Origin of the sequence: Streptomyces sp. NPDC001530, from assembly GCF_042894545.1 — a bacterium.
Lineage (GTDB): Bacteria > Actinomycetota > Actinomycetes > Streptomycetales > Streptomycetaceae > Streptomyces.
In genome coordinates this window covers 18,068-33,849 of record NZ_JBIAVS010000047.1, presented here as the reverse complement: position 1 = coordinate 33,849, position 15,782 = coordinate 18,068, and the positions used below count along the sequence as shown (strand labels likewise).

Annotated in this window: 11 protein-coding genes and 1 pseudogene; 3 read left to right on the top strand and 9 right to left on the bottom strand. The window is 69.6% G+C overall.

The genetic code is table 11. From position 1 onward, the window contains the following. Positions 1-140: 140 nt before the first annotated feature. From ACFY0T_RS48480 to ACFY0T_RS48445, 8 genes are all read right to left on the bottom strand, one after another. Positions 141-689: a DUF1062 domain-containing protein gene (locus ACFY0T_RS48480; protein WP_388885164.1), complete on the bottom strand. Its 549-nt coding sequence runs from the start codon at positions 687-689 to the stop codon at positions 141-143. A 391-nt stretch (positions 690-1,080) separates the two neighbouring features. Then, positions 1,081-1,710, bottom strand: coding sequence for an ADP-ribosyltransferase (locus ACFY0T_RS48475; protein ID WP_388885162.1), 630 nt, complete (start codon positions 1,708-1,710; stop codon positions 1,081-1,083). An 80-nt stretch (positions 1,711-1,790) separates the two neighbouring features. Then, positions 1,791-3,017, bottom strand: a complete 1,227-nt coding sequence (locus ACFY0T_RS48470) for a hypothetical protein (RefSeq protein WP_388885160.1) — start codon at positions 3,015-3,017, stop codon at positions 1,791-1,793. Continuing rightward, complete coding sequence (locus ACFY0T_RS48465) at positions 3,017-3,871, bottom strand: polysaccharide deacetylase family protein (protein ID WP_388885158.1); 855 nt, start codon at positions 3,869-3,871, stop codon at positions 3,017-3,019. Before ACFY0T_RS48465 ends, ACFY0T_RS48470 begins: the two co-directional genes overlap by 1 nt. Before the next feature lie 1,046 nt (positions 3,872-4,917). Beyond that, positions 4,918-5,421 carry an ATP-binding protein gene (locus ACFY0T_RS48460; RefSeq protein ID WP_365876220.1) on the bottom strand — a complete coding sequence of 168 codons (504 nt, stop codon included), beginning with the start codon at positions 5,419-5,421 and terminating at the stop codon, positions 4,918-4,920. Between the two features lie 331 nt (positions 5,422-5,752). Then, complete coding sequence (locus tag ACFY0T_RS48455; RefSeq protein WP_388885156.1) at positions 5,753-6,520, bottom strand: enoyl-CoA hydratase/isomerase family protein; 768 nt, start codon at positions 6,518-6,520, stop codon at positions 5,753-5,755. A gap of 87 nt (positions 6,521-6,607) precedes the next feature. Beyond that, the gene (locus tag ACFY0T_RS48450; protein ID WP_388885154.1) at positions 6,608-7,855 is read right to left on the bottom strand and encodes an Ig-like domain-containing protein; all 1,248 of its coding nucleotides are present in this window, start codon (positions 7,853-7,855) and stop codon (positions 6,608-6,610) included. Between the two features lie 190 nt (positions 7,856-8,045). Beyond that, positions 8,046-9,266 (bottom strand): Ig-like domain-containing protein, encoded by a 1,221-nt coding sequence (locus tag ACFY0T_RS48445; RefSeq protein WP_388885152.1) that lies wholly within the window; start codon positions 9,264-9,266, stop codon positions 8,046-8,048. Between the two features lie 153 nt (positions 9,267-9,419). Between ACFY0T_RS48445 and glgX the strand changes: the two genes are divergently transcribed. Beyond that, positions 9,420-11,687, top strand: coding sequence for a glycogen debranching protein GlgX (gene glgX / locus ACFY0T_RS48440; protein ID WP_388885150.1), 2,268 nt, complete (start codon positions 9,420-9,422; stop codon positions 11,685-11,687). Positions 11,688-11,689: 2 nt separating this feature from the next. On the opposite strand, the pseudogene ACFY0T_RS48435 reads toward glgX, so the two are convergent. Further along, positions 11,690-11,785: pseudogene (locus ACFY0T_RS48435) on the bottom strand (ABC transporter ATP-binding protein); the annotation flags it as partial. A 126-nt stretch (positions 11,786-11,911) separates the two neighbouring features. Here ACFY0T_RS48435 and ACFY0T_RS48430 point away from each other — a divergent pair. Both ACFY0T_RS48430 and ACFY0T_RS48425 read left to right on the top strand, forming a co-directional pair. Further along, entirely contained in the window at positions 11,912-13,858 is a 1,947-nt protein-coding gene (locus tag ACFY0T_RS48430) for an ABC transporter ATP-binding protein (protein ID WP_388885148.1), read from the top strand. After that, the gene (locus ACFY0T_RS48425) at positions 13,855-15,708 is read left to right on the top strand and encodes an ABC transporter ATP-binding protein (protein WP_388885146.1); all 1,854 of its coding nucleotides are present in this window, start codon (positions 13,855-13,857) and stop codon (positions 15,706-15,708) included. The genes ACFY0T_RS48430 and ACFY0T_RS48425 overlap by 4 nt, the downstream gene beginning before the upstream one ends. The last annotated feature ends 74 nt before the right edge of the window (positions 15,709-15,782 follow it).

Sequence of the window (15,782 nt, the reverse complement as noted above, 5' to 3'; positions counted from 1 at the left end):
CGCCGACCCACTCGCCCATCGCCACACGACGAGTCTGGCCCTGCCGCTGACGCGGCAGGGCCAGAACCCAAGATCTTCACGAGCCTTCTAGGGCCTGTCCGGCGGATCTTGCCGGACAGGCCCCTGGTCCCGAGGAGGGCTCAGCGCTTGAGCGTGAAGGTGAAGTCGGCGGAGAGCTTGCCGCTCAGCCGGACTGCCGAAACGAGATTCCCCTCCGTGATCAGTCTTTCGACCTCGGCCCGCGAAAGACCGCAGCCCTCAGCGATCAGTCGCACCGGCCGGACAGGGATCCGCGCCGCAAAGCGCACCGAGACGTCGATCACCTCTCGGTCCAGGTGATCCGATCCGCCGGTGTCGAGGCGCCAGGCGTTGTCCCAGTCGAGGGCGATGCGATTGCGGCGCCGCACGACCGGATCCTGGAGCAGCTCAGCTGCCAGGTCAGGGTCGTTGTCATGCAGCCGGTCCAGCAACTCAGGTCGTACGGAGCGCACATTCATCCGCTCCAGGACCGTGAGCTTTGCCGTGTCCCCGCAAGCGCTACAGAGCACGAGGAGCCAGGCGTCGAGGAGCTTGTGGTGTGCGTTGACGCGAAATTTGCCGTTTGCCCGGAAGCGCTCGGACGCGCACGCGTGGCAACGGCGGAGAACGAGCGGCAGGCAGGTGGGCATGACCACCCAGCTATTGAGCACAGAAGTACACCGGTTTCAGTGAGAAGTCCGCAGCAAAAAGGAGCGCGGCGCACATGCGCGACGCGCGACGATTCAGCGCTCGGGAGGTCTCACAGGGTGTACAACGGCACGTCCTTGACTAGACGACTTGGTTCGGCAGCACGGTAATGGCGCACGGCGGCGCTGCTCCACTGGTTTTCGAGCGCCTCACCGCCAGGTTCCGTCCGGCGGATCATGGACGAAGCCAGAGCCGGATCGCGGCGACGGTGACGGTGCCGTGGAAGACGCAGGATCGTGACCCACGTGCCGTTCGCCGACCAGCGTCTGTGTCGTTCGTAGACGGTCTTCTATTTGCCGAAACGCAGTGCCTGGGTCGGCCGTACGGGTGGTCAGTGCCTGGGCCGGTCGTACGTCAGTGCCAGGGCTCGTAGTTCGGGTTACTCTCGCAGTCGCTCATGACCTCGACCTTGGTCTTCTTGTCGACCGGACAGACGCCGATGATGTACTGGCGCGCGATGCCGCCGGGGAAGGCGACCTCGACCTGTTCGGCCCACTTGTGGGTGTCGCCGATGGTCTTGTTGACGTCCACGCCGCCGGGCGCGTCGATGTAGTAGTTGTAGCCGGACTTGTACCAGGTCTTGTACAGGTCATGGTCGTACGTCGTCGACACGTACGGCGAGGGCTGGTTGACCAGGACGTACTTCTCGATGTCGTACTGCCCGTTGGTGACGTCCTTCGGGTAGAAGCCCTGCTCGAAGACGGTCGCCGGGCCGCGGCTGTCGCTGCGGTAGAGCGTGCCGCAGGTCTTGCGCCAGACCGGCTCGGGGGTGATGCGGTCGACGTCCACGCGGCGGTCGGCGGCCGCCTTGATCGGGTCGGCGAACTGGGGACAGGCGGGCGCGGCCGCCTTGGTGGCCGTCGCCGGCGAGGCGGGGGTCATCGCCGGCGCGGGCGAGGCGGGGGTCGCGGCGGACGTCGCGAAGACGGCCCCGAGGCACAGGACGACGGCAGCGGCCCGCCGCCGCAGACGAGTTGTGATCATGGAGAGCACCCTCTCGGTTCCGCGGCGGCGGGTCGGGGATCATCACCCCTACGGCGGCGTGTCAGTCAACCGGCGTTGCTCTAGCGGAAGATGCCCGTGTGGCCGAGCGAGTAGCGGCCCGGCTGCGGGTACACCGCGAGGCCGTGCGGGCCGTGGCCGACCGGGATGCTGGCGAGCTGGATGCCGGTGCGGGTGTCGATGGCGTACACCTCGGAGTCGTAACGCCCGGACAGCCACAGGACCTTGCCGTCGGCGGAGACGCCGCCCATGTCGGGGCTGCCGCCGTCGGGCAGGTGCCACTTCTTGGTCAGCTTGTTCTGGGTGAAGTCGAAGATGGAGATGGTGCCTTCGCCGCGGTTGGAGATGTACATCTCGCGCGAGTCGCGGCTGACGTACAGGCCGTGCGCGCCCTTGCCGGTGGGAAGAAGGGTGGGCCTGGTGAACTTGTCGCCGTCCAGCACCCACACGCCGTTGGCCATCATGTCGGCGATGTAGAACCGTTTGCCGTCGGGCGAGATCTTGACGTCCTGTGGCATGGCGCCGTGGAAGGGGAGCTTCTCCTGCCCGATCACCTTCATCTTCTCCGTGTCGACCTTCAGCAGCTCGCCGCTGAACTCGCAGGAGACGATGAAGTAGCGGCCGTCGAGGGAGAAGTCGGCGTGATTGACTCCGTAGCAGCTGACCGGCTCGGTCTTGACCCGCTTCATGGTGTGCGCGTCGCGGAAGACCAGTTCGCGGTCGAGGGAGGCCATCACGATGGCGTACTTGCCGTTGGGCGTGAAGTAGAGGTTGTACGGGTCGTGCACCTCGACCGTCTTGCCCGCCTTGCCGGTCTTCGGGTCGATGGGGGTGAGGGTGTTGCCCTTGTCGTTGTTGACCCACAGCGTCTTCATGTCCCAGGAGGGGACGACGTGTTGGGGCTGGGCGCCGACCGGGATCGTCTGGATGACCTCGTACGTCTTCGGGTCGATGACCGTGACGGTGTCGGACTCGGTGTTGGGGACGTAGACGCGGGACGGGAAGTCCTTGACCACCGGGGAGAGCCTGTTCGGGCGGTCGGCGGCGTAGACGTCCGTCGGGTCCAGGACGGGGGGCATGCCGGGCAGGCCCCGGATCGTCTTCGCCTTCGGCGGGGCGGGCTGGATGGCGGCCGCCTTGGTGCGGGGGACCTCGTTCGCGTGGTCCTTCGTTTGGTCCTTCGTGTGGTCCTGGGGCTCGCTGCCGCAGGCCGCGAGGGCGGTGAGGGCGGTGAGGGCGGTGAGGGCGGCGGTCAGGAGGCGCCGGGTGGGTGTGTGGTGCGTCTGCATCAGCTCAGCAGCTCCGTGGTGGTGACCGCGTGCAGGCCGCGGCGGTGGAGTTCTTCCAGGACGGCGGGGAGCGCGGCGACCGTGTCCGCGTATCCGAAGTGCAGGCTCACCACGGATCCGTTGCGGATCTCGCCGATGATCTTGCGGGTGATGGCGGGGGCGCCCGGCGAGGTGAAGTCGAGCGAGTCGACGTCGTAGGAGAGCGTGTGCGGGTAGCCCGCGTTGCGGGCGAGGCGTTCTACGAGGGGGGAGGCGCGGGGGGTGCGGGACGGGCGGAACCAGGTGCCGATCGAGCCGGTGAGCCGTTTCAGGCGCTCCGCGCAGCCCCGGATCTCCGCGTCCGCCTCCGCTTCCGGCATCGCGTTGATGTCGAGGTGGCGCAGGGTGTGGTTGCCGAGGTCGTGACCGCCGTCGAGGATGCGGCGGGCCATGTCGGGGTGCTCGTCCAGCCAGGTGCCGACGGTCAACACGGTGACGCGGGCGCCGGCCTGCTCGGCCTCGCCGAGGAGCGTCTTGGCGATGGCGGGGTCGCCCTGGCCGTGGAAGGTGAGGGCGACTTGGGGGTGGGTGCGGGGGCCGTGGGTGATCTCGGCGGGGTGGGTGGGGAAGCGGTGGGGGGTGGGGGTGAGGGGGGAGGCGCTGGCGGCGGGGGGTGTGGTGCGGGGTGGGGTCGCCGGGTGCGCGACGGCGCCTGCCGTGGAGCAGCCGGTGGCTAGAGTCCCGGCGGTCAGCGTCCCGGCGGCGAGTGCGACCCCCGAGCGCAGTGCCGTGCGTCGGTCTGGCGCCTGGCGCGCGACGCGTTCTTCTTCACTGGCCAGGTGAGGGGGGTGAGCGGGCGTGGTCACCCGCACCATTTAAGGGCGAGTTGCCCCTAAAAACGGCGATTGGCCCGATCAGGGGGCGGCGCGGGTCGCTGGGTGGTCGGCGCGCTTTCCGCCGGTGGGTGGGGCGGGGCCGTGCCAGTACATCCGCCCCGTCGACGGTTGCAGCTCGGCGTGGTGCCGTTGCTCGGCCTGGTGACCACCACGTGGCGACGGGGCATTTGATGTACCGGCACGGCCCCTTCCGTGCGTTGGCGGCAGCCGGTACGCCGTGGCGCGCGACGACGACCGCGGTACGCCGTGGTGCGCGCTGACAACTGCGGGTACGCCGTGGCGCGCGACGACGACCGCGGTACGCCGTGGTGCGCGACGACAACTGCGGGTACGCCGTGGCGCGCGACGACGACCGCGGTACGCCGTGGTGCGCGACGACGACTACGGATACGCCGTGGCGCGCGACGACGACCGTGGTTGCGCCGTGGCGTGCGCCGACGACTACGGGTACGCCGTGGTGCGCGTTGACGACGGGCGCGTGTTGCCGACTGCGGGTGCATCCCGGCCCTGCCCCGGCGGGCATCCATCGACCGCTTCGGCTCTGTCGCCTGAGGTCCAGCCGACGAACGAGCCCCGGGCGACGAGCAAGATCCAGGCGGTGAGTGAGACCGGGGCACCGAGCCGGACCCCACTCACCCCGGCTGCCCTCCTCCCCCGGCCGGTGATCTTTCAGTCCGTCCGGCGTTTGAGGACGAGGCCGTCAGGGCGAAGGGGGGTCTGGGGGCGCAGCCCCCAGGTACGGGAATGGGTAGGGGCGGCGGGGGCGAGAAAACGTGGCGGTTGCAGGTGGAGGCGGACGTGCGGTGGGGCACAGGGGGCGCAAAGTTCCTGCATAGGCACTCGGCCCGGGCGCTGGTCGCTTTTGGATCAGTCGGTCGGGTCTGCGATAGTCAGCGGTGCGACCTCCACCCATTGACCCGGGCCATGGTTGTCGCCGGCGCCGCGGTTCACACCCCAAATCGTTCCGCGACGCCCTCAGAAGCCCCGGCTGCTCAGCGGCCGGGGTTTCCGCGTGCCGGGGGGAGTCAGCGGTCCGCCACGCGCATTTCGAACCAGGTGGTCTTGCCGCGAGGCAGCAGGTCGACGCCCCAGCGGTCGGAGAGTTTGTCGACGAGGAAGAGGCCCCGGCCGCTCAGGTCCATCTCCTGGACCGGCATCAGACAGGGGAGGCCCCGGGAGGGGTCGCGGACCTCGATACGGATCCAGCCCCGGCGGCGGCGCATCCGGAGCCCGAAGACGCGGGCGCCGGTGTGGCGTACGGCGTTGCCGACGAGTTCGGAGACGAGGAGGACCGCGTCCTCTGTCATCTTCGGCGACAGACCCCAGTGGCGCAGGACCACGACCTGCGTGAGCCGGCGCGCGGTGGCCGCGGACTCCGGGCGGGACGGCAACGGCACCTCCGCCTCGGTCGGATTGCCGAACAACTCCAGTGCCTTGAGTGCCCGTTCGTCCTCGACCGCAGGCGTCCAGCGCGCCGCGGTCGCACTCCCGTGCCGCCGCGGCTGTTCGATACCCTCCAGCCCCGCCATGCCCCCATCATGGCCGCCCAGAGCCCCGTTCGGGGCCGTTCCGCAGGAATACGCCCCCCGGAACGCACCGTTCCGCACCATCTGGTTGGCATATGCCGCAGGCAGTTCGGAGGGCGCTATGACCCACCTGACCTGCCCATGCTGTCCACTTGGAGGCAAACGCCGGTCTCCCCCGACAGGACAGGCTTAAGGTTGCCTTAAGGCTCACATAAACCGCCCCTTCGGGGGACACCGGGTCAGACATCGCGTCAACTGCAAGTGGATCAGCGGAACTTGGAGAGTGACATTCGCCGCATTGGGGAGGGGGCCGTGTTCGCCGAACACCGGCTGGTCAGAGGAACTTCGCCTTCCCCGGGCCCTCGTCCACGAAGCTCCGCATCCCCCGCTCCCGGTCCTCCGTCGCGAACAGGCCCGCGAACCAGTTCCGCTCGATCGCGAGCCCGGTCTCGATGTCCGTCTCCAGGCCCGCGTCGATCGACTCCTTCGCCGCACGCAGCGCGATCGCCGGGCCTTGCGCGAGCTTCGCGGCCCAGGCGTGCGCGGCGGTGTACACCTCGTCGGCCGGGACCACCTGGTCCACCAGGCCGAGCGACAGGGCCTCGTCGGCCTTGACCATGCGGCCGGTGAAGATGAGGTCCTTGGCCTTGGAGGGGCCGATCAGGCGGGAGAGGCGCTGGGTGCCGCCGGCGCCGGGGATCAGGCCGAGCAGGATCTCCGGCTGGCCCAGCTTGGCGTTGTCCGCGGCGATGCGGTAGTCGGCGCACAGGGCCAACTCGCAGCCCCCGCCCAGCGCGTACCCGGTGATGGCGGCGACGACCGGCTTGGGGATGCGGGCGACGGCGGTGAAGGAGTCCTGCAGGGCCCGGGACCGCACGACCATCGCGGCGTGGTCCATGGCCTGCATCTCCTTGATGTCCGCGCCCGCCGCGAACACCTTCTCCCCGCCGTACAGCACCACCGCACGGACGTCCGCCCGGCCGGTGGCCTCCTCGGCGAGCTCCTTGAGCCGGTCCTGCGTGGCGACGTCCAGCGCGTTCATGGGCGGGCGGTCCAGGCGGATGGTGCCCACGCCTTCGGCCACTTCAAGATGCACAGTCATGGGAGCAGGTTAGTGGGCGTTAACGACAACGGGCCGGGTGTGCTGGGTCACAGCACGCCCGGCCCGTACGAATCAGCCGTGAAGGGATTACGCCGTCCAGTCCGACCAGGACATGTTCCAGCCGTTGAGGCCGTTGTCGGGGGCGACCGTCTTGTCGTGGGAGTTCTTCACGATCACCACGTCGCCGATGATCGAGTGGTCGAAGAACCAGGCCGCCGGCACATCGCTGTCGTAGCCGCCGCGCACATCGCGGACGCCGATGCAGCCGTGGCTGGCGTTGTAGTTGCCGAAGGCGCCGCCGCCCCAGTAGTTGCCGTGGATGAACGTGCCCGAGTTGGTCAGGCGCTGGGCGTGCGGGACGTCCTTGATGTCGTACTCGCCGCCGTAGCCGACCGTTTCGCCGTTCATACGGGTCACCTTGAGGCGCTCGCTGATGACCATCTGGCCGTTCCAGGTGTCGTAGCCCGGCTTGCCCGTGGTGATCGGGATGGTCTTGATGACCTTGCCGTCGCGCTTGACGACCATCTTGTGGGTCTTGGCGTCGACGGTGGTGACCTGGCTGCGGCCGATCGTGAAGCTCACGGTCTTGGCCTGCTTGCCGTAGACACCGGGGCGGCCCTCGACACCGTCGAGGTTGAGGGTGATGCTGACCTTCGTGCCGGCCTTCCAGTACTGCTCGGGGCGGAAGTCGAGGCGGTCGTTGCCGAACCAGTGGCCCTTGACGTCGACCGCGGGCTCGGTCTTGATCTTGATGGCTTTCTCGACGTCGTCGGGGTGCGTGATGCCGCGCGTGAAGTGGATCGAGAAGGGCATGCCGACGCCGACCTTGGAGCCGTCGTCGGGCGTGTAGATGCCGACGAAGGTGTTCTTGGGGGTGAGGGTGGTGAAGGCGGAGTCCTCGGCGGCCGTACGGCCGTCGGCGTCCTTGGCCACCGCGTGCACCTTGTACTTGGTGGCCGAGGCGAGGTGGGTCGAGGGCGTCCAGGTGGCGCCGCCGTCCGTGATCGTGCCCTCGACTGCCTTGCCCTTGGTGTCCTCGACCTGAACCTCGGTCAGTTTGCCCTTGGCGGCGGTCACCTTGAGGGCGCCGCTGGTCTTCACGTCGTCGGCGCCGTCCTTGGGGGCGATGGTCACAACGGCCTGGGAGGCCTTGGTGTCCGCTGTGTTGGAACCCTTGCCCTTGCCGTCCCCCGAGCCGGACCCCGAGTCCGTCCCCCCTCCGCCGCCGCATGCGGTCACCGTGAGCAGAAGGACGCCCAGCAGCAGTGCCAGGATCCCCTTGCCCTCGTGTATCCGCGCGCCAACCGAAGCCCCCGATATCGGTCGCCCGTTCAAAGTTGTTCTCCCCTCGCACGGCCTGAGCAGGCCCGCACTCCAGCGCGTCCCACGCGCGTATCGCGCTAATTAATCACATGACCAGGAGCGATGACTCCCCGGGATTGTCACTGTTCAGTTCCAACTTCGGCCATGTGGGGGCGTGCTGGAGTTCCCCCTGCGTACTCCGTGCGCGTACCCGTATATCGGGTTACTTCACCGCGGCCCCCGCTTTCCACTCCTTCCAGCTCATGTTCCACCCTCCGAGCCCGTTGTCGGGAGAGACCATTTTGTCGTTGCTGTTGACGACCTCGATGACGTCCCCGATCAGGGTGCGGTCGAAGAACCAGCCCGCCGGAGTGTCCGAACTGCCGCCCTTCACGTCCTCCAGACCCACGCAACCGTGGCTGACATTGCTGTTGCCGAAGGCGCCCTCCTCCGCCCAGTAGTTGCCGTGCAGGAAGGTTCCGGTGTCGGTGAGCCGGATGGCGTGGGGGACGTCCGGAATGTTGTACTCGCCGCCGAAACCGACCGTGCGGCTGTTCATCCGCGTCATCTCCAGCATCTCCATGACGACCATTTTTCCGTTGTACGTCGTCGTCTCGGGGGCGCCCGCCGTGATCGGCACGGTGGCGAGGAGGTCACCGTCGCGGCGTACCTCCATGGTGTGTTCGGCGGCGTCGACGAGCGAGACCTGGCTGCGCCCGACGGTGAACGAGAGGGTCTTGTTCTGGAGTCCGTACACGCCCGGTGCCGCCTGGACGTCCCGCAGGTGCAGCCCGATCGTGACCTTCGTGCCCGGCTTCCAGTACTTCTGCGGGCGGAAGTCGAGGCGGTCCTTGCCGAACCAGTGCGGCCGGATCTCGACGGCGGGCTCCGCGGTCACATGGATCGCGCGCTCGACGGCGGCCCGGTTCTTGATCTCCCGGTTGAACGCGAGCGAGACGATCATTCCGGTGCCGACGGTGGACCGGTTCTCCGGGGTGACGTATCCGATGAACCGCTCGGCGGGGACGGCCGTCGTGAACGTCGTGTGCCGTGCCGAGCGCCGCCCCCGCTCGTCCAGGGCCACCGCGTCGACCGTGTACTGGGCGGCCAGCGCGAGCCGGGGTTCGTCGGGTTTCCAGGTCAGGCCGTCGTCGCTGATGTGCCCCCGCACCGGGGACTCCTGCGCGTCCTGGGTCTTCACGACCTTCACGGACTCCAGGCGCCCGCTGGGCACCCCTACCTTGATCGTCTGATGGGAGCTTACGCCCTTGCTGTTGTCGTCCGGCGAGACATGGATGACGTCCTCGGACGACTGCCGTTTGCCGAACACCTCGTCGAACCCGTCCGAAGTGCAGCCGGCGGCTCCGGCCAGCAGGCCGGCCCAGGTCAGTACGGCGGCCAGCGCGGCCCCTGCGCGCCGCGCGCGCGTCTGTACATGCTTCACAGAGGGCCCAACGACTGTGCCCCGCTGGGGAAACGTGAGTGCGAGCCACGCTCTGGGCAGAACAGTGGGGAGGACGACGCGACGGGGAGCCCGCGGCCGGGACGCCGCACGCTGTTCATCGGGTCGTTCCATCGAGCCGCGGGAGGCTGACCGGTGTCGAGCGCACCCGAGCAGGAGGCAGTCCAGGAGGGACGTGCCGCGGGCGGCGGGCTGCCCGTGCAGTCGGCCCCCGCACTGAACGGCGCCCAGCGGACGACGGGGCCCGCCATGTCCGTGTGGCCGGGCGCCCCGACCCCGCTCGGCGCGCGCTTCCGCGTCGGCCCCGATGGCGTACCGGGCACCAACTTCGCCCTGTGGGCGGGCGGCGCGGAGGCCGTGGACCTGTGCCTCTTCGACGAGCGGGACGGTGACGTCCACGAGACCCGGGTCCCGCTCACCGAGCTCACCCACGAGATCTGGCACGGCTTCGTCCCCGGCGTGCTGCCCGGCCGCCGCTACGGCTACCGCGTGCACGGCCGCTGGGACCCGTGGACCGGCGCCCGCTGGAACCCGGCGAAGCTGCTCCTCGATCCGTACGCCCGTGCCGTCGACGGCGACTTCAGTCTGCCGCCCGAGGTGTACGGACATGTCCGGGACTGGCCCCAGCAGCAGGTCGCCGACACCGTGCGCGACGACCGCGACTCGGCGCCGTACGTCCCCAAGGGTGTCGTGGTCCATGACGACGACGACTGGTCGGACGACCACCGCCCGAAGACCCCGTGGGCGGACTCGGTGATCTACGAGCTGCATGTGCGGGGGTTCACCCGACTGCACCCGGGGATTCCGGAGGAACTGCGCGGCACGTACGCGGGGCTGGCGCATCCGGCCGCGATCGAGCATCTGGTGAAGCTCGGGGTGACCGCGGTGGAGCTGCTGCCGGTGCACCAGTTCGCGCACGAGGACCATCTGCTGCGGCGGGGCATGAAGAACTACTGGGGGTACAACTCGATCGGATACTTCGCCCCGCACGCCGGGTACGCCGCCTCCGGTACGACCGGCCAGCAGGTCGGCGAATTCAAACGGATGGTACGGGCGCTGCACGCCGCCGGTATCGAAGTCATCCTCGACGTGGTCTACAACCACACCGCGGAAGCGGATGAATTGGGTCCGATGCTGTCGCTGCGCGGCATCGACAACCGGGGGTACTACCGGCTGCAGTCGGACGCCCGCCGGTACGCGGACTACACGGGGTGCGGGAACACCCTGCACGTGGTGCAGCCACATGTGCTGCGGCTGATCACGGACTCGCTGCGGTACTGGGTGACGGAGATGGGGGTGGACGGCTTCCGCTTCGACCTGGCCGCCGCCCTCGCCCGGTCCATGCACGACGTCGACATGCTGTCGCCGTTCCTCGCCGTCATCGCCCAGGATCCCGTGCTGCGGCGGGTGAAGCTGATCGCCGAGCCGTGGGACGTGGGGTCCGGCGGGTATCAGGTGGGGTCCTTCCCACCCCTGTGGACGGAGTGGAACGACCGGTACCGCAACGCCGTGCGGGACTTCTGGCGGGGGGCGCTGCCCGATGTACGGGACCTGGGGTACCGGCTGTCCGGGTCGAGCGATCTCTACGCGTGGGGTGGGCGTCGGCCGTACGCCTCGGTGAACTTCGTGACCGCCCACGACGGGTTCACCCTTCGGGATCTCGTCTCCTACGAGCGCAAGCACAACGAGGCGAACGGGGAGGGGAACCGGGACGGCTCCGACGACAACCGGTCGTGGAACTGCGGGGCGGAGGGCGAGACGGGGGACGAGCGCGTACGGGGCCTGCGGCGGCGGCAGTTGAGGAATCTGCTGACCACGCTGTTGCTGTCGACCGGGGTGCCGATGCTGGTCGCCGGGGACGAGTTCGGGCGGACGCAGCGGGGGAACAACAACGCGTACTGCCAGGACAACGAGATCAGCTGGGTCGACTGGTCGTATCTCGACGATCCCGGGTGGCGGGCGCTGTTCTCACTGACGTCCCGGTTGATCGCCCTGCGGCACGAGCATCCCGTGCTGCGGCGGCGGGCGTTCTTCTCCGGGCGGGCCCATTCGGTGGACGGGTTGCGGGACTTGGCGTGGTTCACCGCGCGGGGGACGGAGATGACGGAGCGGGACTGGTACGCGCCTGCCGCGACGCTGGGGATGTATCTGTCCGGCCGGGACATTCCCGGGCGGGACGCGCGGGGGGTGCCGGTCGTGGACGACAGCTTCCTCGCCGTGCTGCATGCCGGGGATCGGCCGGTGAGTTTCGTGCTTCCGGGGACGCCTTGGGCGGAGCGGTACGAGGTGGTCGTCGACACCTCCCGGGAGGAGCAGGGGGAGGCACCGGGGGTGGAGCATCGGGCGGGGGTGGCGGTCACGGTGCCGGCTCGGGCGGTGTTGCTGCTGCGGGTGGTGGGCTGAGGAGTTCTCGTGCGGGCGCGCGGATCGAGTCCGGTGGTCAGCTCGTCGAGCACGACCACACCGGGGTTGCCGATGAGCGCGAGCGCAGCTCGAAGGCGCATCAACCGATCGGCTGATACGGCCGTACGACCGCTCGAACGTGCCGGTCCTAGGCCCATCGAACGATTCAGGTCCGGCCAAAACTCGGTGGGCGCTGTCAGTGGCGATCCGTAGGCTCGCTCCTGATGTCCACAACAGATGCAATGACCAAGGACCGTGCCGGACGTTCGGCCGTACGCAGCCTGTCGCGCCTGTGGCCGTACGTGCGGCCGGTGCGCGTGCGGCTGTTCAGCGCGGCCATCGTCGCGGTGGTCGCCTCCTGTACGGGGCTGGTGATCCCACTCGTCCTGAAGTGGATGGTGGACGGTCCGGTGGCCGGCCACGATCCGGCGGGCGTCTGGCTCGGAGCGCTGTATCTGCTGCTGCTCGGGTTCGCCGAGGCCGGGCTGTTCGGGCTGCGGCGGTGGCTGGTGGCGCGGCCGCTGGCGGGCGTCGAGGCGGCGATGCGAGCCGATCTGTACCGGCATCTGCAGCGCCTCCCCGTCGCCTTCCACGACCGCTGGGCCTCCGGTCAGCTGCTGTCCCGGGGCACCACGGATCTCATGCTGCTGCGCATGTTCCTGGCGTTCCCGCTGACCTTCCTGCTGGTGAACGCCGTGACGATCCTCGTCGGCATGGCCATCATGCTGGCCCAGCAGTGGACGCTCGGGCTGGTGCTGCTCGCTCCCACCGTCCCCCTTGTGATCGTCTGCTGGCTCTTCGAGCGGCGCTACTCGGAGGTGGCCCGGCGCTCGCAGGACCAGGTCGGCGATCTGACGACGGTCGTCGAGGAGAGCGTGCTCGGCATCCGCATCATCAAGGGCTTCGGCCGCCATCGCAGCCAGGCGCGCGCCTTCCGCGAGCTGTCCCGCACCCTGCGCGGCACGGAGCTCGTCAAGGCCCGCCTCCTCGCCTCCATCTTGGCCGTCATCGTCACCCTTCCCGAAATCGCGATCGGCGCCGCCCTCGTCCTCGGCACGGTCCAGGTCGCCGACGGGCACCTCTCCGCCGGCACGCTGGTGGCCTTCCTCTCCACAGCCCTCGCGCTGCGCTGGCCCATCGACTCCATCGGCTTCCTCCTCGCGATGAGCCAGGAGGCGGCGACGGCGACGGAACGGTACTTCGAGGTGATGGACGCGGCTCCTGAGGTACCGGGGGTTTCCAGTGACCCGGCGCAGGTATCGGCCGGGGGGAGGGTGCGCGGCTCGGCGGTTCGAGGTGCCTCCCCCAAGCTCTTCGAGCAGGGGGTACCCCCAGCGCCCACCCGTGCCGCCTGGGGGTCCCCCCACGCCGTTGAGGCAGTGGGGGAGGCACGATTGCCCGCAACTGGGGAGGCCGACATCCGCGGACTCCGCTTCCACAACGTCCAGTTCCGCTACCCCGATGCCCCCGCGGACACGGCTCCCGTGCTGGAAGACATAGACCTGCACATACACCCCGGCGAATCGATGGCCCTGGTCGGCGCGACCGGCACCGGCAAGACCACCCTCACGGCCCTCGTCCCCCGCCTCCACGAGGTGACGTCCGGCCGTATCACGCTGGACGGCAGGGACATCACGGCGATGCCCCGCGAGGAACTCCGCGAACTCGTCGCCGTCGCCTTCGAGGAGCCCACCCTCTTCTCGGCGACCGTCGGCGAAAACGTGCTCATGGGCGCGGAGGCCGCCGCCGGGCAGCCGGAGCTGGACCGCGCCCTCGCCGTCGCCCAGGCCGACTTCGCGCACGTGCTCCCCCAGGGCACGGCGACGCAGGTGGGCGAGCAGGGCCTGAGCCTCTCGGGCGGGCAGCGCCAACGCCTCGCCCTGGCGAGGGCGGTGGTCGGCCGCCCCCGTTTCCTGGTGCTCGACGACCCGCTGTCGGCCCTGGACGTGCACACGGAGGCCGCGGTCGAGGCCGCCCTGCGCCGCGTCCTGGCGGAGACGACCGCCCTGATCGTGGCGCACCGCCCGTCCACGGTCCTGCTCGCCGACCGCGTGGCCCTGCTCTCCGGCGGCCGCATCGCCGCGGTCGGCACACACCACGAACTGCTGCGCACCAACGCCGAGTACGCCTGGCTGATGTCGGGCGCCGGAGCCGAGGAGGACCCCCGATGACGGCGCCCACGACCACCGCGCCGGACAAGGACCGACCGGCCCGGGAACCCGAACAGCACACGGACCCCTTCGACCGCGACACGCTCCCCACTCCCCCGGGCGCGACCGCCGCGCTGCTGCGCTCCCTGCTCGCCCCGCTCAGGGCCCGCGTGGTCGTGACCACCGTGCTGCTCCTGCTCCAGCAGGCCGCGGTGCAGGCGGGGCCGCTGCTCGTCGCGTACGCCCTCGACCGCGCCGTACCGGCGTTCCGGAGCGACGACCACGGCCCGCTGATCGTCGTCGCCGTCGCGTATCTGCTGTGCTCGGTGGCTTCCGGAGGGCTCCAGTACGCCTTCATCATCGCCTCGGCCCGCGTCAACCAGGACGTGCTGCTCGATCTGCGCGGCCGGATCTTCCGCCACGCGCAGGCGCTCAGCATCGACTTCCACGAGCGCTACACCTCGGGCCGGCTGATCTCCCGCTCCACGACGGACGTCGAGTCGCTGCGCGAACTGCTCAGCGAGGGCCTGCAGGAGCTCGCCACGGTCATCCTGTCCTTCGTCTACATCTCGGCGATGCTGCTCTGGCTGGACCTGGGCCTCGGCGCGGTCGCGGTGGCGTCGTTCGTGCCGCTGTATCTCCTCATCCGGCTCTACCAGCGCCGCGCGGGCCGTATCTTCGCCCTCCGCTCGACCGCGATCGCCGCCGTGATCGTGAAGTTCGCGGAGACGATGAACGGCATCCGCCCGGTGCGCGCGTTCCGCCGCGAGGCCGCCAACGACGCGGACTTCCAAGTGCTCAACCAGCGCCATGAGAAGACGAACGGCGACGCCCTGCTGGAGATGGCCCGCTATGTCGTCGGCTCCCGTCTGGTCGCCAACACGGCGGTCGCGGGGATCGTGCTGTGGGGCGCCTACCGGGTGGCCTCGGGCTCGCTGGCGCTGGGTGTGCTGGCCGCCGCGGTCCTCTATCTGCGCCGCCTGTACGACCCGATCGACCGGCTCGGCATGTTCCTCAACTCGTACCAGTCCGCGGCGGCTTCGCTGGAGAAGATCGCGGGCCTGCTGGCCCAGACGCCGTCGGTGCCGGAACCGTCCGCGCCGCAGCAGCTGCCCGCGCTCGCCTCCGAACACCCCGGCCGCGAGGTCGTCTTCGACGACGTCCGCTTCGCGTACCGCACGGGCGGCGAGGTCCTCCCTTCCTTCTCGCTGACGCTTCCCGCCGGACAGACGGTGGCCGTCGTCGGCTCCACGGGCGCGGGCAAGTCGACGCTGGCCAAGCTCCTTGCCCGCTTCTACGACCCCTCGGAGGGCCGGGTCCTCCTCGACGGCGTCGATCTGCGCGACCTCTCCGTGCCCGAGCTGCGGCGCGGTGTGGTGATGGTGACCCAGGAGGCGTTCCTGTTCTCCGGCACGGTCGCCGAGAACATCGCGATCGGCCGCCCCGACGCGTCCCGCGAGGAGATCGAGCGGGCCGCCAAGGCGATCGGCGCCCATGACTTCATCAGCGCCCTGCCCGACGGCTACGACACGGACGTACGCAAACGCGGTGGCCGTATCTCGGCCGGTCAGCGCCAGCTCGTCGCCTTCGCCCGGGCGTTGCTCGCCGACCCGGCGGTCCTCATCCTCGACGAGGCGACCAGCTCCCTGGACATACCCGGCGAACGAGCCGTCCAGCGCGCCATGTTGACGGTCCTGCGCGGCCGTACGGCGGTCGTGATCGCGCACCGGCTGTCCACGGTGGAGATCGCGGACCGGGTGCTGGTGATGGAACACGGCCGGATCGTGGAGGACGGAGGCCCAGCCGAACTGATCGCGGGGACGGGACGGTTCGCGGATCTGCACAGGGCCTGGCGGGACAGTCTGGCCTGAGGAAGGTTCTTTCGCCCCCTCCGCCCCTGCCCCTTCCCGTCACTTGGGGGCCCCGCCCTCAAACCCCCGATCGG

What these genes read in the sequence shown, in the direction of transcription:
- ACFY0T_RS48430 (WP_388885148.1), top strand. Translation starts at nt 11,912, where the DNA reads ATGTCCACAACAGATGCAATGACCAAGGACCGTGCCGGACGTTCGGCC.
- ACFY0T_RS48425 (WP_388885146.1), top strand. Translation starts at nt 13,855, where the DNA reads ATGACGGCGCCCACGACCACCGCGCCGGACAAGGACCGACCGGCCCGG.
- ACFY0T_RS48465 (WP_388885158.1), bottom strand. Translation starts at nt 3,871, where the DNA reads ATGGTGCGGGTGACCACGCCCGCTCACCCCCCTCACCTGGCCAGTGAA.
- ACFY0T_RS48455 (WP_388885156.1), bottom strand. Translation starts at nt 6,520, where the DNA reads ATGACTGTGCATCTTGAAGTGGCCGAAGGCGTGGGCACCATCCGCCTG.
- ACFY0T_RS48470 (WP_388885160.1), bottom strand. Translation starts at nt 3,017, where the DNA reads ATGCAGACGCACCACACACCCACCCGGCGCCTCCTGACCGCCGCCCTC.
- ACFY0T_RS48460 (WP_365876220.1), bottom strand. Translation starts at nt 5,421, where the DNA reads ATGGCGGGGCTGGAGGGTATCGAACAGCCGCGGCGGCACGGGAGTGCG.
- ACFY0T_RS48475 (WP_388885162.1), bottom strand. Translation starts at nt 1,710, where the DNA reads ATGATCACAACTCGTCTGCGGCGGCGGGCCGCTGCCGTCGTCCTGTGC.